The following is a 22,739-nucleotide window of genomic DNA, read 5'->3' as shown; positions in this document are numbered from 1 at the left end:
TTTGAATCAGTTAGCAGAATTATTTTTTGAACGACATACTGACTGGTATGAGTGGTTGTTAAACAACCATAATCAAAGTAAAGGTGTTTATCTCATTTTTTACAAACTCGAGCTTAATGTTGCAACCATGCGCTGGGAAGAAGCGGTTAAAGTCGCCATTTGCTTTGGTTGGATAGATTCTACAGTTAAGAGTTTAGGGAATGGTAAAAGAAGACAATATTTCTGCCCTAGAAACCCAAAAAGCACTTGGAGCGCTTTAAATAAAAAATATGTTGAAGAACTCACCATTAAAGGGTTAATTCATGTATCTGGTTTTAACTTAATTGATATTGCTAAAGAAACAGGTACTTGGTCTGCTATGGATGATGTTGAGAATGGTATTATCCCGGACGATTTAAAAATTGCTTTTAACCAAAACAGTATAGCTTTTGAAAATTATCAAAATTTCGCAAAGGGCTATAGGAAAAATTACCTGTCTTGGTTACATAGCGCAAAAAGGGAAGAAACAAGAAATAAACGCATAGCTCAAATTATTGAATTATGCGCGAATAAAATTAAAAGCCGTGATAACTGGTAATACTTTTAATAGTTTAAGTCTTATTCACCATAATATATAATAACTAATGAAAATTAAATTAATCTCATAAATTGATAAAAATTAATTAAGTAGTAAAAATATTTAATTCCATAGATCGCTGATTGATAGAATTATTAAATACTTGAATCATACGTTTCGCAATTCCTGTCCATCCAAAATTACGGCGTGCAAAACGTGCTCCTTCAACCGATAATTCATTACGCATTTTTGGATATAGGAGCGGCATAGACATCATTGCTCCAAACTCAACTGGTCTATGTGGATCTGCAAATAAAGCCTGATTACCAAAATCTATTAAATCACATAAGCCCCCGTGCACAGTTATAACGCTTGGAGTTCCACAAGCCATAGCTTCAATGGAAACCATACCAAAAGGCTCATATCTTGAGGGCATTGCAAAAATATTAGCTGCTCTATAAACATTTGCCAAATCTTCATCTGCAATATAATTTTTCCATTTTATTTTATCAATCACACCAAGTTCCGTAGCCAGTTTTTTAAGTTTGGCAACTCCCTCATCATCTTGATCAGATTGATCACTACCAATGGCAGCGACTAAACGTGCTTCAGGACAAAGCTCGAAAACAGTCGGTAAAGCCTTTATTAAAAGATCATATCCTTTATTATGAGCCATTCTACCTAGTGTTAAAATATCGGTTGGATGAATATCATACTTCGATCTGATTTTATCATTTTCTTTGGAGGGAACTGGAAAGAAGCGGTTTTCATTAATTCCAGGTGGAATCATACCACAATTTTTAGGCAAAACATCATATTGTTTAGTAAGCAAATCTACTTGAGGTAAAGTAGTTGCAATAATATAGTTACACATTTGATAAACAAAGTATTCTTTTTGAATGCGTTCTTTAAAACGGTATTCCTTTTCCATATCCTTTTCATTCATATCGCTTCCCATGCTATGTTGTTTCCACCAACCTACCGAATGCGGTGTATGAACATGAGATATACCTAATTCTTCCGCAATTTTTTGTCCTGCCCAACCAGCATCCCAATAATGAGAATAAACTATATCGTATTTTTTATTACCTTTTTTTATTGCTGCCAAACAGTTGGTAACAAACTTTTTCAAATAATCGTGCATATCCTCTTTTCTAATAAACTTTTTACCTCCAAAAGGAATTCGCCATACGCTATAATTTTCATCCACATGATCATATTCTGGTTGATCTTCAAATTGACGCGTTACTAAATCTACTCGTTTACCAAGTCTGCTAAAACGCTCAGCTAGTTCTAAAACATAAACTACTTGACCACCAGTATCTGGTTTCCCTAATTCTGCATTTGCACCTACGTATCCGTGTAAAGAGATCATTAATATTGACTTCATAGTTTTAAGTTTTATCTATTTTCTAATTATTTTTAAGTCATGACAAGCAGAAATATATTGTGCAGCAGACCATGCTTGATATGCTTTACCCATTGCTTTTCCTGTAATTCCATGCGCCCATTCGTTGAATTCCCACTCTTCGGTTAATCCTTCTTTATTAATTAAGGCTAGTTTATGAAGCTCTGATATAGCCAAATCTCTAAACCCAAGTTTCGTAATATATTTAACCCAAAACCCACCTACAAAAGGCCATATACCACCATTGTGATAGTGGTTGGGTAAATTCAATAAATTAACGGTATAATACGGTTTCCAATCTGGATCTCCCGGCGTTACAACTGGATACACATTAGAAACAGGGAAGGGATCATTAACCCCAACCCCTAACATAAACTTAAAAGTTTGATGGGCTTTTTCTGCATCAATAGTACCATGTAAAAAGGCCAACACATTTCCAAAAACATCACAACGCCAACTAAAATCAAATGGTGTTGTTTGCTGAATTAAATAAGGTGTGTCACCAAGTGTAAACTGACGTTCTGCAAATGAGACTGATTGAAATAATTTTTGTTGCGTTGATGGCCAAAAATTTTGTAATATTTCCTTTTTAATTACTTGTGACCATCTAATATATTCTCCTGCTTCATCATAATTGCCTAACATTTCTAACATTCTACCAAAACAAACATTAGATCGATACCAAAGAATTTCATCATATAATATGTTGTAGCTACCTCCAAACAAATCCGTCCAGTCCCCAGCTTCAGGTATTTCTAATAAGGCATCATTATTACTATCGTGAGCACCTAACCATCGCATGGTTTCTTTAATATCGGAGATATATTTCCGTAAAAAACTAATATCATTTGTAACTTTAACATATTCATAAAAAGCAATAACGACCCAAATACCACTGTCTATAGAACAAATACCACCTACACCAGAATAGTCTGCAACATTATCCTTAATTCTTACGTTAGATGGAATTTGTCCGTTACGAGAAATATGCTCAAATAGTGTAATTAATGTTTGTCGCTGACATTGGTGAATTTCGTCATCATGAATTAGAGACAAAGAGCCTATAACAGTTATAGCTCCATCTCTAGCCCAAACACTATGATAATTTTCATCAGTACCATTCGTTACATTATCCTTTATTGAACAAGCCGAAAAACCTAATGGCGTAATATTTTTTTTAAGCGCTATAATAGCTTTATCATAACCTTCACGAATTAGTTTTAATTTTTCATTATCATCTTCTTCGGCTATAATATTTAATTCTTGCTGAATAATATAATCGTCTGTATGATTATCTTCATTGATGATTTTAGCTTCTTCAGGTAATATTCCATAATATATAAGTCCTTCAATAATACCATCTCCATTTTCACTTTCAGAATGATAAACTTCTCTATGCTTCGTAAACTTGTAAAGCTCTTCATATGCGTTGGCAACAACAATACCTTTAACGCCTTTAACATTAAACATAGCAGTATCATTACCACTATCACCAGCTACCAAAACATTACTTGATTTTAAATCTATTTTTTTTAATAACCATATTAATGCATTTCCCTTATTTGCCCATTTTGGAAGAATGTCTAAAAATTTATTTCCAGAATACACGACATTAATGAACATCTCTGAAACAGCAAATACCTGCTCAACATCATTTATTAACTCCTCACTGGCATCTTGAAAATAGTAACTTCTTTTATATGAATGTTGAAATCTTGCGGGTTGTTTACTAATAGGATGATTTATACCTTGAATGATTTCTTCAACGGCTGCCAAATCCCAGCCCTCGTCTAACACCTGATTAAACTCCTTAACAACTTGCTTTTTATTGTAATCATAAATATGAGTTCCAACACCCGAAATAATATAATCGGGTTCTGGTAAAACTCCTTTATTTATTAAATTAAGAACATCGTCTATTAAACGCCCCGTATTATAGGCGAGCAAAGTGTCGTTTTTAGGTTTGTAAGTCTTCCATGTTTTCGGAAAGTTACTTTTATGTGTATTAAAATCTATTAGGGTGTTATCAATATCGAAAGAAAGAAATTTTATATCTGGTAGAATACCATCCTCTGTTTTTCTCATAAACCATTATAATTTTTAGTTTTTCATCAGAATGAATAACTAAATTTCTTAAAAATTAAAGGTTTTAGCTTTAATATCCAAAAACTGAAGCACTATTCTTAATGAATTTATAATGTGTTAAACAGAGACTATTAGAATAAGAAATCATAAAATATTCCCTTGCTTTTTTTGGTATTTAACAATGTCATAAAAATATAATTTTATCAGATTTTTGTATTATTTAGAATATATAATTTTGATTATTCTAATTACCTGATAAAAAAAGGGAAACAATTTGCTTCCTTTTTTTTAAATACCACTTATAAAACTTCCATAAGGATCTCTAAATTGAACACCTTCTGTAAATCTGTGTTTACTTAGTAGTTTAAATTCTACTAATGCCCATAGCACAAATTCTTTTACAAAATAACTATCTTGTTTAGCAAGCTTAGGTTGATGTTTCCCTAACAAATCATCAAGAGGCGAAATAGCATCCAATAAACTTTTATAATCTTTATCTCTTAAATCGTCTAGTAATTCGAAACCATCTTTTTGATTGAAAAACCAAGACACAATATCATCATAAGGATTCTCTTGATCTTGTTTTTGTAACTTCTCAATTTTTGGAAAAAACTCAACAAACAAACTCTTAACGGCTTCGCCAATTAAATTGTAAGCAACCATAGCAGCTCCTTCCTGCTCGCCTTCATAAACCAATTCTACCTTCCCAGTTATTGATGGAATCACACCTACAAAATCACTCAAACGAACCATGGTTACTTTATCACCGGTTACTAGTGCTCTTCGCTCTGCTGTACTTAATAAATTCTCTAATGCTGTAATACTTAAACGTGCACTCACACCACTTTTAGCATCAATGTAATCGTGTTCACGAGCTTCAAAAACAATTTGCTCCAATAAATCTCTTGCTAAATCTGGAACAATTACCGTTTGTTTTTGTGATTCTAAAACTTTGGCCTCTTGTTCAGTAATACGTCTTGCGGTTTCAATATCGGTTGGGTAATGTGTTAAAATTTGAGATCCTATTCTATCTTTTAATGGCGTTACTATACTACCTCTATTGGTGTAATCTTCGGGGTTTGCAGTAAATAAAAATTGAATATCTAATGGCAACCTCAACTTAAAACCTCTTATTTGAATATCCCCTTCTTGTAAAATATTGAATAGTGCCACTTGAATTCTAGCTTGTAAATCGGGTAATTCGTTAATAACAAAAATGCATCGATTTGCACGTGGAATCATACCGTAGTGAATGACACGGTCATCGGCATAACTCAACTTCAAATTTGCTGCTTTTATAGGGTCTACATCACCAATGATATCTGCTACTGTAACATCTGGTGTTGCTAATTTTTCAGCAAAACGCTCACTTCTGTGTAGCCATGAAATTGGTGTCTTATCCCCTTTTTCGTTAATTAATTCTAAGGCAAAACGTGATATGGGATTAAAAGGGTCGTCATTAATTTCGGAACCTTCGACAATTGGAATATATTCATCTAATAAATTCAACATTAAACGAGCTAAGCGTGTTTTTGCCTGCCCTCTTAAACCTAATAAATTTATATTGTGTCTTGATAAAATAGCGCGTTCTAGCTCTGGTATAACCGTGTTCTCATATCCATGAACTCCTTTAAAAGTCGTTACATTATTCTTAAGTTTTTCAATTAAATTATGACGCAATTCATCTTTAATTGACTTAGAATTATATTTAATTCTTTTTAAGTCTCCTAAGGTTTTTATTTTTTCAATATTCATGTTAGCCTTTAATTCTTTTTTTTCTATTCGTTTCGTAATCTTCAAAAATCATTTCACCCAACCCTTTTAATCCAGTGTAAAATGCCTTTCCTTGATTTGCATAAGTGAATTCACGAACAAACTGCATAAGGTAATTATCTTTCGCAATCATAAAAGTTGTAATTGGGATATGTAATTTCCTTGCTTGCTGGGCCATCATGTAGCACTTGTTAATAATTTGTGTGTCTAGCCCCATACTGTTTTTATAGTACTGTCCGTCTGGTAATCGCAAGCAACTTGGTTTGCCATCAGTTATCATAAAGATTTGTTTATTGGTGTTTCGCTTTCGTCGAAGTAAATCCATAGCTAATTCTAATCCAGCTACCGTATTGGTATGATATGGCCCTACTTTTAAATAAGGCAAATCTTTAATCTCTATTTGCCATGCATCATTTCCAAAAACCAAGATATCCAACGTATCTTTTGGGTATCTTGTTGTAATTAATTCTGCCAAAGCCATCGCTACTCTTTTTGCTGGAGTTATGCGATCTTCACCATATAAAATCATGCTATGACTAATATCTATCATGAGCACGGTACTCATTTGAGATTTGTGCAATGTCTCTTCTATCACTAAGTCTTCTTCAGACAAAGTAAAATCTGCGATACCATGATTAATTTGTGCATTTTTTAAACTTTCGGTCATAGATACTTTATCTAAAGCATCACCGAATTGATATGCTCTAAAATCACCTGTATGCTCATCACCAATACCAGGACTTTTACTTTTATGATTACCTTGACCACTGCGTTTAATATTCCCAAAAATATGATTTAATGCCTGTTGTCTAATAGCACGTTCCGTCTTTGCTGTAATCGCTAAAGAACCATTTCCTTCAGGGTCAATTTCTTCGAACAGGTATCCTTTGTTTTTTAGGTCTTCTATAAAATCTTCAATCGTATAATCTGCATTGGTGATATTGTATTCTTTATCAAGCTCCTTCAACCAATCTATAGCTTCATCAAAATCTCCAGATGTATGAGTTAATAATTCTTTAAAGACTTCAAATAGTCTATCGAAAGTAGATTTTATTGGTGCTTCAAATTTTTTAAATATAAAACCTTTTTTAAAGTAATTATCATTTTTCATCGCCCTATAAAAGTACCTATTTTTTATACAAAGTAATGAGCTTAATGAATAGATTTATCTATAATTTAATAAGAATTTTAAATAGTAGTTATTCAATTCTTTTAAGACCGCTAATATTTTCAATCTTTATGAACTTACCGACAGTAGATATAAGGCCTTCTTTTTTAAATTGGGATAATACGCGAATTGCAGATTCTGTGGCAGTTCCAACAATATTAGCATAATCTTCACGAGATAAGATAACACTTAATGTACCATCTGGATTCACGCCAAAACTTTCATGGATATACATTAAAGTCTCAGCTAACCTTTGACGTACAGATTTTTGTGCCATATTTACTATTATATCATCAGCCTCACGCAAATCGTGTGCCATATCTTGCAACATATCAAATGTAAATTTTGGATTTTTTTGAAGATCAGCTATAATTTCAGCTCGTGGAATAAAACAAACTTCCATATCATTAAGCGCCGTCGCTTGTAAATTAGAATTTTCATTAGACACCAAAGAGCGCTGTCCTATCAACTGCCCCTTAACAACCATCTTTACAATCTGATCTTTACCGTTTTCGCTTAACTTGGACAGCTTACAAACACCATCTTTGACACAATAAACACCATTTATAGAATCACCCTCTTCAAAAATAATCTCCCCTTTTTTAATGATTTTAGATGTTTTACAACCTGAAATCCTCATTAACTCATCTTTAGTCAAAGACTTAAGTGCATTGAACTGTTTGATGATACATTGCTCACATTTACTCATACCCAATTTTTAGTGAAAAGTAAAAGTATAAAAATCATGATAAATATCATATTTTAACCATATCTAATTTTAAACCTTTGTAAAAGGTATAAATGAGCAAATATTATGAAATGAGTCAATTACAAATTTTGATTTCGTCACAGCACCCTATTGACGAATTGCATCTGTCAATTTACAAACAAATAAAACCCATAACATGAATAATAAATCATGTTACCACTGTGGGTTAGATGCAACATCTACCGAAATACTTTATGATAATAAGTCATTTTGTTGTAACGGTTGTAAAACAGTGTACGAGATATTCTCCGCAAACGATTTAACATGCTACTACGATTTACAGGAAGCACCTGGAGCAACTCCAAAAGAGATTGAAGGCAAATACAACTTTTTAGAAAATGCTAAAATTGTTGAAAACCTAATAGAGTTCGACAATGAAAAAACCCAAATTGTAACACTTTATATTCCGCATATACATTGCAGTTCTTGTATTTGGATTCTTGAGAATCTAAACAAATTACATCCAGCTGTAAGTTCATCTATCGTTAACTTTGGAAAGAAAACGGTAAGAGTTACTTATAATATTGATGATTTTTCAATAAAAGCATTAGTGGAACTTTTAAGTAGTATTGGCTACGAACCTTTTATTAGTTTAGACGATTATAGTGTCGGCAAAAAAAATATAGATCGATCTCTTATTTACAAACTTGGCGTTGCTGGTTTTGCTTTTGGGAACATTATGTTTTTATCGTTTCCTGAGTACTTTCAAGTAAATGGCTTTTGGATTGAAAAATATGCGCCTCTTTTTAGATGGTTAATGTTTGCCTTTTCATTACCTGTTGTTTTCTATTCAGCACAAGATTATTTTATTTCAGCATATAAAGGAATACGCTCTAAAATATTAAATATTGATGTGCCAATTGCTTTAGGAGCTGCCGCACTATTTATAAGAAGCACAGCAGAAATTATTTTAGATATTGGCACAGGCTTTTTCGATAGTCTCGCTGGGCTTATTTTCTTTTTATTACTTGGGAAGTTTTTTCAGCAGAAAACTTATACTTTTTTATCTTTTGAACGGGATTATAAATCGTATTTCCCTATTGGAATTACTAAGATTTCTTCTGATAGGTCTGAAGCTTCTGTTCAGGTCTATGATATAAAAAAAGGTGACAAATTACTTATTAGGAATGAAGAATTGATTCCAGTAGATTGTATTTTGATTAAAGGTAATGCATATATAGACTATAGTTTTGTTACTGGCGAATCTGAAGCAGTTTCAAAACAATCTGGCGATAAACTATTCGCTGGTGGAAAACAATTAGATGGCAGTATTGAAGTTGATGTTTTAAAAACAGTTGAACAAAGTTACCTAACCCAGCTTTGGAGCAATGACGTCTTTAGTAAAAATAAAGAAGATGGCTTTACGACATTAACAAATGCTATTAGCAAACGGTTTACCATGGCTGTTTTGAGTATTGCCGTTATTGCGACAACATATTGGATGTTTGCAGATTCATCTAAAGCATTAAATGTGTTTACATCGGTGCTTATAATTGCCTGTCCATGTGCCATTGCTTTGGCTGCTCCTTTTACATTTGGAAACTTGTTGCGCATTTTTGGGAGTTTGAAATTCTATGTTAAAAACGCTTCAGTCATTGAACAGTTGGCTACTATTGATACCATTATTTTTGATAAAACAGGAACGATTACTGCTAATAAAGAAACATCAATTGCCTATGCTGGATTGGAACTTTCTGGTGATGAAGAATCGCTTTTAAAAAGTACGCTACGGAATTCTAATCATCCTTTAAGTAGGTCTTTATATTCTCTTTTAAATGATCATAATATTGTTACTTTAGATGATTATGAAGAACATATTGGTGAAGGTATTACTGCCAAGCATAACCAAGGTTCTATAAAAATTGGTTCTGCTCCTTTTGTTGGTTATGCATCTGAAACTACAGCGTTGAATACTGCAGTTCATGTTAGTACAAACAACCATTACAAAGGGAAATTTACATTTTTTAACAAATATAGAAAAGGACTTTCTAAGCTATTTAATAAACTTAAAAACGAGTTCGATTTGGTTATACTTTCTGGTGATAATGCAGGAGAAAAAGAAAACTTAACTAAACTACTGCCGGCTAAAACGAAACTATTTTTTAATCAGAAACCTGAGGATAAACTAGAATATATTAAGCACCATCAAAATTCAGGGGCTAAAGTGCTGATGATTGGTGATGGCTTAAATGATGCCGGTGCTTTGGCTCAGAGTAATATTGGGATTGTGATTGCAGAGAATGTGAATGTGTTTTCTCCAGCATGTGATGCGATTTTGGATGCTGTTAAATTCAATCAATTATATGGTTTTATTAAGGCTTCTAAATCCGCAATGAAGATTATAAAATGGAGTTTTGCTTTGTCTTTAATATACAATGTTATTGGGCTATATTTTGCAGTTACAGGACAACTAGCACCTGTAATTGCTGCTATTTTGATGCCCTTGAGTTCGATTAGCATTGTGGTTTTTACTACAATTTGTACTAATATTTTAGGAAGAAACTTAGATTAAAAATAGAATATGACAAATGTCATATAATTAGAAAACAGATGAAAGTATTTTTGAAGCATAACTTCAATTAGGTATGAGTGTTATATATATTTTATTAACTATAAGTATTATAGTTGCAGTAGGCTTTTTTGTAGCCTTTATCATTGCTGTAAAAAGTGGTCAGTATGACGATAGTTATACACCATCGGTACGCATGCTTTTTGAAGACGAATTAACAAAAGATAAACCAAAGAAAACGATACTAACCAAAAAGAATAACAATTAATTATGGAAATGCAACAATTTCATTACGATAATAAAATCGTTAAAAACTTCCTTTATGCCACAATAATTTTTGGAGTTGTAGGAATGGCGGTAGGCTTGCTACTCGCTTTTATGTTTTTATTCCCAAACCTAACTGATGGAGTTTCGTGGCTAAGTTTTGGAAGGTTAAGACCTTTGCATACCAATGCTGTGATATTTGCTTTTGTAGGGAATGCGATGTTTGCAGGGATTTATTATTCACTTCAACGTTTATTAAAAACCCGAATGGCAAGTGATCTTTTAAGTAAGATTAACTTTTGGGGTTGGCAACTAATAATTGTAGCTGCTGCAATTTCACTGCCTTTAGGATATACAACTTCTAAAGAATATGCAGAATTAGAATGGCCAATCGATATTGCCATTGCGCTTATTTGGGTCGTATTTGGTGTAAATATGATTTGGACCATTTTAAAACGTCGCCAACGGCATTTATACGTTGCGGTTTGGTTCTACATTGCAACATTTGTTACGGTTGCTGTACTTCATATTTTTAATAGCTTAGAATTACCTGTTAGCGCAATGAAAAGCTACTCGGTTTACGCTGGTGTTCAAGATGCCTTAGTACAATGGTGGTATGGACATAATGCAGTTGCCTTCTTTTTAACAACACCGTTTTTAGGATTGATGTACTATTTTGTTCCTAAAGCAGCTAACAGACCCGTCTATTCTTATAGATTATCTATTGTACACTTTTGGTCGTTGATCTTTATTTATATCTGGGCTGGACCTCATCATTTATTATACACGGCTTTACCAGAATGGGCGCAAAATCTAGGTGTGGCCTTTTCTGTGATGCTTTTAATGCCTTCTTGGGGTGGTATGATAAATGGTTTGTTAACGCTGCGTGGTGCTTGGGATAAAGTACGAACTGATCCTGTTTTGAAATTTATGGTAGTAGCCATTACAGGTTATGGTATGGCAACTTTTGAAGGCCCAATGCTTTCGCTTAAAAACGTAAATGCCATTGCCCACTTTACAGATTGGATTATTGCTCACGTACATGTTGGTGCTCTAGCTTGGAATGGTTTTATGGCCTTCGGTATTATTTATTATTTAATTCCTAGGTTATTTAAAACGAAATTATACTCTTTAGGTTTAGCCAATTTACACTTTTGGCTAGGCACTTTAGGGATTATTATATATGCTTTACCCATGTATGTTGCTGGATTTACTCAAGCAAGTATGTGGAAACAATTTAATCCTGACGGTACTTTAGTTTATGGTAACTTTTTAGAAACGGTTACTGAAATTATGCCTATGTACTGGATGCGCGCAATTGGCGGAACCCTTTATATAATTGGTATGTTTATACTGGTTTATAATGTGATTGCTACTGTAAGAAGTGGAAGCAAGGTTCAAGATGATTTAGCCGAAGCGCCTGCTTTAGAACGCGTGACAAAAAAACGTACTTCAAGCGAAGGATGGCACACTTGGTTGGAAAGAAGACCTATTCAATTAACCTTATTGGCTACTGTAGCGATTTTGATAGGTGGTATTATTCAGATTGTTCCAACGATTATGGTAAAATCGAATATCCCAACAATTACAAGCGTGAAACCCTATTCTCCTCTTGAATTAGAAGGAAGAGATATTTACATTCGAGAAGGATGTGTAGGTTGTCACTCGCAAATGATACGTCCTTTTAGAAGTGAAGTAGAACGTTATGGAGAATACTCGAAAGCTGGAGAGTTTGTTTACGACCATCCATTTTTATGGGGAAGTAAACGAACAGGACCAGATTTACATAGAATTGGTGCGAAGTATTCTGATAACTGGCACTTTAACCATATGTACGATCCACAGAGCACCTCATCAGGTTCTATTATGCCTCGTTATCCTTGGTTGATTACAGGCTCTTCTAGTGCTCTTGATAAATCGCAGACCGAATCTAAAATGGAGGCTATGGTAACTTTAGGCGTACCATATACAGATGAGGAAATAGCCAATGCACAACAAAGCATGCTGGATCAAGGTGCCCAAATTGAACAAAACTTGTATAGCGACCCAGACTTTGCCAAAAACTATGAAGCTGACAAAAAATACGCTTCTGAAAATGGTGAGGACTTTATAGAGATGAAAAACAGAGAGATTGTAGCCCTAATCGCATATTTACAGCGACTAGGAACAGATATTCATGTTAAGCCAGAGCAACAACAATAACCGTCAAAATTATTTTTATCATGTTAAAATTTGTAAAAAATCATATGGATAGTATCGCAGGGATAGAGATATACCCAATAATTTCGCTACTCATATTTTTTATCTTTTTTGTAGCACTTTTTTGGTGGGTACTAACTGCAAAAAAAGACTATATAAAAACTGTTAGTAATATTCCATTAGACAACCAAAACGACGATATATCATGCGAAATTTAATTCCATCCTGGATTCGTGTTCCAGTAGCATTCTTTATTATTTTCGGAGCCGTAGAATTCTTTATAGATTCTGGAGAGAAACCCGCATTTATAGAATACCCAGCAGTATTACTATTTTTACTGTTAGTACTTTTAATTCTTATAGCAATTGAAGCTATTATTGGTGCTTTAGAAAACGTAATGCTTCATAAATTAGATGAAGAAGCTAAGGCTCGTTTTTTAGCTGAAAAAGAAAGGTCTTTTGAGTTTACTTGGCTCAAAGAAACTTACAACAAGCTTTTAGGTCAAAAACCTATTGAAGAAGAAGGTGAAATTATTCTTGACCATAACTATGATGGTATTAAAGAATTGGATAACAACTTACCACCATGGTGGCTATATGGCTTTTATGCTTCTATTATTTTTGCTGCGGTATATCTAGTAAAATATCATGTTTTCGATGGCGATAATCAAATAGATGAATTAGAAACCGAATTGGCCGATGCAAGAATTGCTATTGAAGCCTATAAAAAAACCGCAAAAAATTTAGTAGATATTAATACTGTCACACAACTTACTGAAGCTTCAGACTTAAATGCAGGTAAAACTATTTTTGAAACTAACTGTGTAGCTTGTCATATGGCAGATGGTGGCGGTGGTATTGGACCAAATTTAACTGATGAACATTGGATACTTGGTGGTGGTATTAAGGACATATTTAAAACTGTTTCTGAAGGTGGACGATCAGGAAAAGGAATGATAGCATGGAAAGCGCAACTAAAACCTTTAGAAATGGCTCAAGTATCTAGCTACGTCTTAACTTTTAAAGGTACCACACCAGCAAACCCAAAAGCTGCTGAAGGCGATATTTGGGTAGATGAAAATGCTGAAACACCAATTGAAACCGTTACAGATTCAACACAGTTTATATCAAACTAAGCTAAACACAACTAAAACCTGTTAGTTCAACTAAACTAGCAGGTTTCTTAAAAAAGCATTAGTACTTTGGAAACTCCAGATACCGAAAATTTTCGAGATTCAATTGGCACCATTACTGAAGAAGGTAAACGTGCTTGGGTATTTCCTAAAAAACCTATTGGAAAGTTTTATGAGTATAGAAAATATGTAAGCTACTTTTTATTAGCTTTTTTATTATTGTCACCTTTTATAAAAATTAATGGGAATCAATTTTTGATGTTCAATGTGTTGGAACGTCGTTTTAATATTTTTGGATTTCCATTTTGGCCTCAGGATTTTCATTTGTTTGTGATTTCGATGCTTATTGGTGTAGTTTTTATAACGCTTTTTACAGTTGCTTTTGGACGTATTTTTTGTGGATGGATTTGCCCACAAACCATTTTTATGGAAATGGTTTTCAGGCGTATAGAATACTGGATTGAAGGCGACAGGAATAAACAACGTAAACTTGATAGACAAAAATGGGATGCTGATAAAATACGTAAAAAAGGATTTAAGCTTATAATATTTGCCCTTATCTCATTTATAATTGCAAATGTCTTTTTAGCTTATTTAATTGGAAGTGATAAGCTCATTGTACATATTACTGAAGGGCCATTAAACAACCTAAGCACTTTAATTTCATTATTGATTTTTACTGCGGTATTTTATTTTGTTTTTGCATGGTTTAGAGAACAAGTTTGCATTATAGCTTGTCCTTACGGAAGGTTGCAAGGGGTTTTATTAGATACTAAATCTATTGTTGTGGCGTACGATCATAAACGTGGTGAAGCTGAAAATGGCAGAAAGAAATTCAGAAAAAATGAAGATAGAGAAGCTTTAGGTTATGGAGATTGTATTGATTGTTTACAATGTGTGCATGTATGCCCAACTGGAATAGATATTAGGAACGGAACGCAATTAGAATGTATAAACTGTACAGCTTGTATTGATGAGTGCGATCATATTATGGAAAGTATAAATCTTCCAAAGGGGTTGATTCGTTACGCAAGCGAGGAGGAAATTCAAAATAAAGCTCTTTTTAAACTGACTCCAAGAATAAAAGGTTATATAGCCGTATTAGCCATCTTGACCGGTTTATTGATTGGAATGCTATTTTTAAGAAATGATTTAGAGGCCAATGTTTTAAGGCTACCAGGTCAGTTATACGAGCACAAACAGAACAACATTATTAGTAATGTGTTTACTTATAAATTGGTAAATAAAACCTCGGCTGATATTAATGATGTTAGTTTCAAATTGATGTCGCATAAAGGCACGTTAAAATTGGTTTCTACTAGTGCTTATTTTGTGGTACCAAGCCAAGGGATTGCTGAAGGGACTTTATTTATAGAAATAAATAATTCGACATTGTCTGGAGACAGAAATAAGATTAAAATTGGTGTTTATAAAGGGTCTAAGTTGATTGAAACAACTACGGCTAATTTTTTAGGACCAAGGAGTTATAAGTAGTTAATAGAATTATAACCAGTAACTAAATAGAAATGAATATGAAATTTAATTGGGGTACCGGAATTGTGTTAGCATTTATTGGCTTTATTGCTTTTATAATGTACTTCATTGTGAGCATGAATATTAACGATAAGTACGATCATGACTTAGTGAGTGAGGATTATTATGCAGATGAACTGCAGTACCAAAATGATATTAATAAGTTAAAGAACTCAAAAGATTTAGAAACCAATATTAGTTACCAAAAAAACACGGATGGCTTATTAATAAAATTTCCAAAAGATATTGATTACAAACAGATTAAAGGAAAAGTGTTCCTATATAGACCATCTAACAAACAATTAGACTTTGAAGCTGCTATTTCATTGTCTAATCCATATTTGCTCATACCTGACAAACGTTTGGTAGATGGTCGTTGGAACATTAAAATTGATTGGCAATATAAAGGAAAATCTTATTTGTTTAAAGAATCTATAAATTATTAATATGCTCTTATCTGCGTTAATCTTAGGGTTATTAGGGAGTTTTCATTGCATAGGTATGTGTGGTCCCATTGCTTTTATGTTACCTGTAGATCGAAGCAATTCGGTTAAAAAAGTATCACAAATCGCGATATATCATTTTGGCAGATTGCTAGCTTATAGTATTATCGGGTTGATTTTTGGGCTAATTGGTAAGAGCCTACATATTTTTGGATATCAACAACAACTCTCAATAATTATTGGTGTATTAATGATTTTGGTAGTTGTAGTTCCACAAAAACAAATCAACAAATACAACTTCTCTAAACCTATTTATAGGCTTATTTCTAAAGTAAAATCTGCATTAGGCACCGCACTAAAGAAAAAAACTATGGATACCTTTTTAACTATTGGTTTTTTAAACGGCTTCTTGCCTTGTGGTTTAGTATACATGGCGTTATTTGCAGCTATGGCTGCCGGAAATGCAGCAAGCGGTGGTTTATATATGGCTGTTTTTGGTATAGGTACCATTCCATTAATGACAACAGCAATTTACTTTAGTCAGTTTTTAAAAGGAAAAACGAGGCAGCGTATCCAAAAAGCAATTCCTGTTTTTGTTATACTTATCGGAGCTCTTTTTATCCTTCGTGGCCTTGGTTTAGGCATCCCTTACCTTTCTCCTGCTCCAATTTATGATATAGTTTCTAACGAAATCAATTGCCATTAGAGTCTTATTTGGTGGTATTTATAGGTATTTGGGAAATAATATATTCTAAAACTTCTTCATTAATAACTCATTTTCAAATAGTTATTATATGCATAAATTTTCTTTATCAAACCCATTAGCAGAATCAATAGTTTAATTCACAATATTAATAGTAATGCTATTATATTTGCCATTAAATTGATTAATTATGGATTCATTACTTTCAAATTTAAAAATTGCGGTTCCTGAAAAAATCTATGTAAAAGACCCTGAGTCATCCGATTTGGGAAAGCGTATTATACAGCATAGTATCTTATTAATAAACGATATTGGTTTTGATAGTTTTACCTTCAAAAAATTAGGAACGTTAATAGGCTCTAACGAGAGTTCCATCTATCGCTATTTTGAGAGTAAACACAAATTACTTCTTTATTTATCTTCTTGGTATTGGGCATGGATTGAGTATCAATTGGTATTTGAAACCCATAGCTTAAACCCAACCAACAAACTTGAAAAAGCAATTGAAATTGTAACAAGAGCTATTAAAGAAGATTCCAAATTCTCGCATATTAATGAGATCATTTTAAACAAAATCATGGTGAACGAAAACTCCAAATCGTTTCTTACAAAGGAAGTCGATCAAGAAAACAAAGATGGGTACTTTGTTATTTATAAGCGCATCGTACATCGCCTACGAGATATGATTATAGTTTTACAACCTAAATACAAATTCCCTTCTAGCCTTGCAAGTACCATTCTAGAAGGAAGCTTACATCAACATTTCTTAAAAGATCATTTCACATCTATGACAGATTGTAACGATGGGCTTTCTCCAACTGAATTTATTAAAACCTTAGTCCTTAACACTTTGAAATCCTAAATATGGAAAACAAACAAATGACACCATGGCAGCGTTTGCTGGGATTACTTCAATTAGAAAAAAGAGATATCCTTCAAATTTTTTACTATGCCATTTTTGCTGGAATCGTGGCATTATCTTTACCGTTAGGTATACAAGCCATTATTAACTTAATTCAAGGTGCACAGATTTCAACCTCTTGGGTCATATTAGTAATTATTGTAACACTGGGTGTAGCATTTTCGGGAGCCTTACAACTTATGCAACTTCGAATAATAGAAACTATACAGCAACGCATTTTTACAAGATCTTCTTTTGAATTATCATACCGATTTCCAAAGATAAAAATGGCTGAATTACGTAATTATTATCCGCCAGAATTAGCAAATCGCTTTTTCGATACGTTAACCATTCAAAAGAGTTTATCAAAAATTTTAATCGATGTGCCAACGGCAGTTCTGCAAATTTTATTTGCTTTAATTCTACTATCCTTTTATCATCCTTTTTTTATTATTTTCGGATTACTTCTTTTAATGCTAATTTTTGTTGTTTTCAAATTCACAGCTATCAAAGGGCTTGAAACCAGCTTAAAAGAATCTCAATATAAGTATAAAGTTGCACATTGGATTCAGGAAATTGCGCGTTCCGTTATAAGTTTTAAGCTTTCTGGAAGTACAAACTTAGGTATCAATAAAAATGATGACTTAGTAAATGATTACTTAAAAGCTAGGGAAAGTCACTTTAAAATATTGATGCTTCAGTTTATTCAAATGATAAGTTTCAAAGTGATTGTAACTGCTAGTTTACTATTAATTGGTGGTGCTTTGGTGTTAAATCAAGAAATGAATATTGGGCAGTTTGTTGCTGCAGAGATCATTATCATTTTGGTAATTGCTTCGGTTGAAAAACTCATTCTTGGTTTAGAATCGTTTTATGACACTTTGACGTCATTGGAAAAAATAGGACAAATTGTAGACAAAGATTTAGAAAGCCAAACAGGGGAAACACCTCAATTTAGTAAAGGCATCCATATTGAATTGGAAAATGTTTCTTATGAAGTTGGTAATAGAGATAAACATATTCTAAAAGACATCTCATTAAAAATAAACTCCAAAAGTAGGCTATTAATTAATGGCGAAAGTGGCTCTGGAAAGTCTACTTTATTAAGATTAATTGCTGGGGTTATTCAAGCTACATCCGGACATGTTTATGTAAACGATATGTCTATTAATAGTTTGCACCTAAACTTTTACAGATCTCAATTAGGCCTTTCATTATCTGATGAAAGCCCTTTCGAAGGCACTATTCGAGACAACCTTAATTTTGGCAACACTAATATTCAAGATGAAAAAATATATGAAATTCTTGATATTGTAGGTCTGAAAAATTTTATAAAGGAACAACCCAAAGGCTTAAATACAGTGCTTTATCCCGATGGAAGACAAATGTCTTACTCATTGTCTAAAAAACTTGTTTTGGCGCGTGCCATTCTAAAAGAACCAAAAGTATTAATTCTTGAAGATGCTTTAGATAGATTTAACAGATTAGAAACAAAAGCTATCGTAGATTATTTATCACACAAAGACAGACCTTGGGCCCTAGTCGTAGTTAGTTTCAGCACCGTTTGGACAGATAAATGCAACGAAAGTATCACTTTAGAAAAAGGACAAATAAAATCTAAAAACTAGTTTATGCTTAATATATCTCATAACCAATTGAATAAAAAAATAGATTTAGCTCAATTTAAGTCGGGAAAAAACATCATGAATGTGAATTATTATAAATATTTCAACAGGTTTTTATTGGCAGCTGCTATTATTGGTTTCATAACATTGTTTTTACCATGGACTCAGAATATTTCAGGTCAAGGTATTGTTACAACATTGAAACCAAATCAACGTCCGCAACACATTCAATCTCAAATACCAGGACGTATTGAAGAGTGGTTTGTTCAAGAAGGTGATTATGTAAAAGAAGGTGATACTATTTTAAGAATTTCTGAAGTAAAAAGTGACTATTTTGATGATAGGCTTATGGAAAGAACCAACGATCAAATAGAAGCTAAATCATCTTCTGTAACCGCTTATGGAGGTAAAGTTGATGCCTTAAACAGACAAATTTCGGCTTTAAGAAATGAGCAAAAGTTAAAAATGGAGCAAACTAGAAATAAACTATTGCAATCTCAATTAAAAGTAAAAAGTGATAGTATTGATTTGGAAGCTTCAAAAACCAATTTAAAAATTGCAGAAACACAATTTAATCGTATTAAAACATTACAAGCAGAAGGATTAAAAGCAGTAAAAGATGTAGAAGAAAAACGCTTAAAATTGCAAGAAACACAGGCCAAACTTATTTCGCAAGAAAACAAATACTTAGCTAGCCAAAATGAAGTTATTAATGCTAGGTTAGAATTATCAAGAACTAATGCTGTTTTTGTTGATAAAATTTCCAAAGCACAAAGCGATATGTTTACAGCACAATCTAGTGGTTATGACACCCAAGCACAAGTTACAAAACTTAAAAACTCCTATAGTAATTATAAAAAACGAAATAGCCTATTGTATGTTACGGCTCCCCAAAACGGATTTATAAATAAAGTTCTAACTGGAGGTATAGGAGTTACCTTTAAAGAAGGCGCAGAATTAGTTGGCATAATGCCTGCCCAATATGATTTGGCTGTTGAAACATTTGTTAGACCTATAGATTTGCCTTTGCTTCATATTGGGGAAACTGTTCGCGTTCAATTTGATGGATGGCCTGCTATTGTATTTAGTGGTTGGCCTAATGTATCTTACGGAACTTATGGAGCAAAGGTTGTAGCAATTGAAAGGTTTATTAGCGACAATGGTAAATATAGAGTATTGCTAGCACCAGATAAGACCGACCATGAATGGCCAGAAGCCATACGAGTAGGTTCTGGAGCCAAGACCATTGCGTTGTTAGAGGACGTTCCTATTTGGTTTGAATTATGGCGTCAAATAAACAGCTTCCCCCCTAATTATTATCAACCAGAAGGAAATAAATCAGCTTTAATGATGAATAAAAAATGAAACATTTAATAGCAATTATATTATTATTGGTTGGCAGTCTTGCCCATTCGCAAGATTCGACTTCTGTTATTACGTTAGCTGAATACCTAGGGTATGTAAAATCATTTCACCCCATAGTTAAACAAGCAAATTTAGTGGTAAACGAAAGTGAAGCAAATCTAATGAAATCGCGAGGAGCTTTTGACCCAAAGCTAGAAGTCGATTATGACCGAAAGAAATTTAAGAATACCGAGTATTACGATAAACTAAATGCTACCTTTAAAATACCTACGTGGTACGGTATAGAATTAAAAGGAAATTTTGAAGAAAACACAGGTGTTTTTCTAAACCCTGAAGCAAATGTACCTATAGATGGTTTATATAGTGCTGGTATTTCGGTATCTCTTGCTCGCGGTTTTCTTACAAATAAACGTATGGCTATGCTAAAACAGTCAAAACTGTTTGTTAAGCAAGCTTTAATGGATAGACAATTGCTGGTAAACGACATTCTTTTTGATGCAACTCTCAGCTATTTTAAATGGCTAAAGACCTTTAATGAAAAACGTGTCTACGAAGATTTTTTAGCAAACACAGAAATGCGTTTTAAAGGTATTAAAAAAAGTTATGAGGTTGGTGACAAACCTGCTATAGACACTTTAGAAGCAAGAATAGCATTAAATAATAGAAAACTAAATTTAGAAAAATCAAAAATTAAGTTTATCAAATCATCATTGGAATTATCTAATTATTTATGGCTTAATGATAATACGCCTATTGAAATTCGTGATGGTATAATTCCAGATATTAATACATTCGAAAATATTGATTTAACGTTAAATACTTCTGAATTAGATGTCGAAAATTTTAATTTAAATAACCATCCTAAACTTCAATCGTTAGACTATAAATATCAGAGTCTTAATGTTGAAAGACGCTTAAAGCTAAACAACCTTTTACCAAAAATAGATTTGCAATACAACTTTTTATCGCAAACTCCAGAAGTATCAAGGTCATTTAGTACCTCTGCCTATAAGAGTGGTTTAAATGTTAGTTTTCCTCTTTTCTTAAGGAAAGAACGCGGCGACTTGAAATTAGCCAGACTAAAGCTACAAGACACTCGATTCCAAATACAATCGACTAGAGTTACTTTAAAGAATAAAATAGGTGCCATAAATCAAGAATTAGATTCTTATGTTTTACAAAATAGTTATACAAAAACTATTGTAAGTGATTATGCCAAAATGCTGAACGCAGAAGAACGAAAATTTTTTTTGGGAGAAAGCTCGTTGTTTTTAGTAAACTCTAGAGAGTCTAAACTTATTGATGCCAAGTTAAAAGCGATTGAAATTGAAAATAGTTTCTTTAAAACAAAAGCCAGCTTATTTAACGTACTGGCAATACCTAATTTTGAAATAAACTAAAATAACAAGAGGCTCTAAAAAGAGCCTCTTGCATTGAATATTTGGTTGCTATTACCAATTCATAAAAGCCAGCTAAATCTTAAAAGTCATTACTGGTAAAGTAGCATGATTTGCTAAATCTTCACTAATACTTCCTTCAAAGAAATGCGCCAACCCTTTTCGTCCATGTGTAGGTATAGCAATTAAATCTGCACCAACTTTATTAGAAAAATTTAAAATACCTTCTTCAACAGTATAATCACTAATATAGTGAATAGTTTCCATTTTATCTAAATTATCGTCTGCTTTATTCAAAAACTCAACAACACTTTGTTCAATTTCTTGGGAGCTTTTAAAACGATCGTTTGGCAAATTAACATGAACTAAATACATTTTTGCTTTCATGTATTCAATCATATTTTTTGCCTTTAAGTAAGATTCGATAGAGTCTTTCGAAAAATCGCAAGCGTAAACCACCACTTCAAAATCTACTTCAGGCAGGTCTTTTTTAACCACTAAAACTGGAATTTCTGAATGTCTCACTACCCTTTCTGTATTTGAGCCAACAAAGAATTCTTTCATTCCGCTAGAGCCATGAGACCCCATGACAATAATATCAGCTTCGTTCTTTATGGCAACATCATTCACTTCACTAAACACCTTAAAATGCTTTACGATAGGAACAACTGTAATTCCTTCTAAATAATCTTTCTTTAAAAAATTCTCAAAACGTTGTTGAGCTAGCTTAAAAAAGAAAGCGGCCTTTTGATTTTGAAGTTCGTCTGTGGCTGTTAACATAATATCAGACATTTCTAACATATGCAAGACTAATAATTCAGCATTATTTTTTCTTGCCAATTTAGCTGCTGCCTTTAAAGCAAATTCAGAATGCTCTGAAAAATCTATGGGTACAATAATTTTTTTCAT

At 32.9% G+C, this 22,739-nt stretch carries 19 protein-coding genes; 13 read left to right on the top strand and 6 right to left on the bottom strand.

The features are described from left to right. Position 1: 1 nt before the first annotated feature. Positions 2-577 carry a YdeI/OmpD-associated family protein gene (locus AC2D6V_RS11380; RefSeq protein ID WP_484648319.1) on the top strand — a complete coding sequence of 192 codons (576 nt, stop codon included), beginning with the start codon at positions 2-4 and terminating at the stop codon, positions 575-577. A gap of 85 nt (positions 578-662) precedes the next feature. On the opposite strand, the gene AC2D6V_RS11375 is transcribed toward AC2D6V_RS11380, so the two are convergent. The 5 genes from AC2D6V_RS11375 to AC2D6V_RS11355 form a co-directional block, all read right to left on the bottom strand. Continuing rightward, positions 663-1,946, bottom strand: coding sequence for a glycosyltransferase (locus AC2D6V_RS11375; RefSeq protein WP_484648318.1), 1,284 nt, complete (start codon positions 1,944-1,946; stop codon positions 663-665). Positions 1,947-1,961: 15 nt separating this feature from the next. Further along, the gene (locus tag AC2D6V_RS11370; RefSeq protein ID WP_484648317.1) at positions 1,962-4,049 is read right to left on the bottom strand and encodes an HAD-IIB family hydrolase; all 2,088 of its coding nucleotides are present in this window, start codon (positions 4,047-4,049) and stop codon (positions 1,962-1,964) included. Positions 4,050-4,337: 288 nt separating this feature from the next. Further along, positions 4,338-5,804 carry a MoxR family ATPase gene (locus tag AC2D6V_RS11365; protein WP_484648316.1) on the bottom strand — a complete coding sequence of 489 codons (1,467 nt, stop codon included), beginning with the start codon at positions 5,802-5,804 and terminating at the stop codon, positions 4,338-4,340. A gap of 1 nt (position 5,805) precedes the next feature. Further along, positions 5,806-6,933: a vWA domain-containing protein gene (locus AC2D6V_RS11360; protein ID WP_484648315.1), complete on the bottom strand. Its 1,128-nt coding sequence runs from the start codon at positions 6,931-6,933 to the stop codon at positions 5,806-5,808. Between the two features lie 88 nt (positions 6,934-7,021). Then, a complete protein-coding gene (locus AC2D6V_RS11355; RefSeq protein WP_484648314.1) occupies positions 7,022-7,699 on the bottom strand; it encodes a Crp/Fnr family transcriptional regulator in 678 nt (225 codons plus the stop codon). 196 nt (positions 7,700-7,895) lie between these two features. Here AC2D6V_RS11355 and AC2D6V_RS11350 point away from each other — a divergent pair, with 196 nt between their 5' ends. From AC2D6V_RS11350 to AC2D6V_RS11295, 12 genes are all read left to right on the top strand, one after another. Continuing rightward, the gene (locus AC2D6V_RS11350; protein ID WP_484648313.1) at positions 7,896-10,271 is read left to right on the top strand and encodes a heavy metal translocating P-type ATPase; all 2,376 of its coding nucleotides are present in this window, start codon (positions 7,896-7,898) and stop codon (positions 10,269-10,271) included. 73 nt (positions 10,272-10,344) lie between these two features. After that, positions 10,345-10,536, top strand: a complete 192-nt coding sequence (gene ccoS, locus AC2D6V_RS11345; protein WP_484648312.1) for a cbb3-type cytochrome oxidase assembly protein CcoS — start codon at positions 10,345-10,347, stop codon at positions 10,534-10,536. 2 nt (positions 10,537-10,538) lie between these two features. Beyond that, positions 10,539-12,734, top strand: a complete 2,196-nt coding sequence (ccoN, locus tag AC2D6V_RS11340) for a cytochrome-c oxidase, cbb3-type subunit I (RefSeq protein WP_484648311.1) — start codon at positions 10,539-10,541, stop codon at positions 12,732-12,734. A 20-nt stretch (positions 12,735-12,754) separates the two neighbouring features. After that, the gene (locus AC2D6V_RS11335; RefSeq protein WP_484648310.1) at positions 12,755-12,949 is read left to right on the top strand and encodes a CcoQ/FixQ family Cbb3-type cytochrome c oxidase assembly chaperone; all 195 of its coding nucleotides are present in this window, start codon (positions 12,755-12,757) and stop codon (positions 12,947-12,949) included. After that, on the top strand, positions 12,937-13,866 hold the full coding sequence (locus AC2D6V_RS11330) for a cbb3-type cytochrome c oxidase N-terminal domain-containing protein (RefSeq protein WP_484648309.1): 930 nt from the start codon (positions 12,937-12,939) through the stop codon (positions 13,864-13,866). The genes AC2D6V_RS11335 and AC2D6V_RS11330 overlap by 13 nt, the downstream gene beginning before the upstream one ends. A gap of 66 nt (positions 13,867-13,932) precedes the next feature. After that, on the top strand, positions 13,933-15,357 hold the full coding sequence (ccoG, locus tag AC2D6V_RS11325) for a cytochrome c oxidase accessory protein CcoG (RefSeq protein ID WP_484648308.1): 1,425 nt from the start codon (positions 13,933-13,935) through the stop codon (positions 15,355-15,357). A gap of 38 nt (positions 15,358-15,395) precedes the next feature. After that, entirely contained in the window at positions 15,396-15,842 is a 447-nt protein-coding gene (locus AC2D6V_RS11320) for a FixH family protein (protein ID WP_484648307.1), read from the top strand. A 1-nt stretch (position 15,843) separates the two neighbouring features. Further along, positions 15,844-16,545 carry a sulfite exporter TauE/SafE family protein gene (locus AC2D6V_RS11315; RefSeq protein ID WP_484648306.1) on the top strand — a complete coding sequence of 234 codons (702 nt, stop codon included), beginning with the start codon at positions 15,844-15,846 and terminating at the stop codon, positions 16,543-16,545. Between the two features lie 187 nt (positions 16,546-16,732). After that, a complete protein-coding gene (locus AC2D6V_RS11310; protein WP_484648305.1) occupies positions 16,733-17,404 on the top strand; it encodes a TetR/AcrR family transcriptional regulator in 672 nt (223 codons plus the stop codon). A gap of 2 nt (positions 17,405-17,406) precedes the next feature. Next, a complete protein-coding gene (locus AC2D6V_RS11305) occupies positions 17,407-19,071 on the top strand; it encodes a peptidase domain-containing ABC transporter (RefSeq protein ID WP_484648304.1) in 1,665 nt (554 codons plus the stop codon). 3 nt (positions 19,072-19,074) lie between these two features. After that, the gene (locus AC2D6V_RS11300; protein WP_484648303.1) at positions 19,075-20,433 is read left to right on the top strand and encodes an HlyD family secretion protein; all 1,359 of its coding nucleotides are present in this window, start codon (positions 19,075-19,077) and stop codon (positions 20,431-20,433) included. Next, complete coding sequence (locus tag AC2D6V_RS11295; protein WP_484648302.1) at positions 20,430-21,833, top strand: TolC family protein; 1,404 nt, start codon at positions 20,430-20,432, stop codon at positions 21,831-21,833. The genes AC2D6V_RS11300 and AC2D6V_RS11295 overlap by 4 nt, the downstream gene beginning before the upstream one ends. Before the next feature lie 72 nt (positions 21,834-21,905). On the opposite strand, the gene AC2D6V_RS11290 is transcribed toward AC2D6V_RS11295, so the two are convergent. Continuing rightward, positions 21,906-22,739 (bottom strand): universal stress protein, encoded by an 834-nt coding sequence (locus tag AC2D6V_RS11290; RefSeq protein WP_484648301.1) that lies wholly within the window; start codon positions 22,737-22,739, stop codon positions 21,906-21,908.

Source organism: Algibacter sp. YIN40 (assembly GCF_057219435.1).
This window is presented reverse-complemented; position numbering and strand designations above follow the sequence as displayed.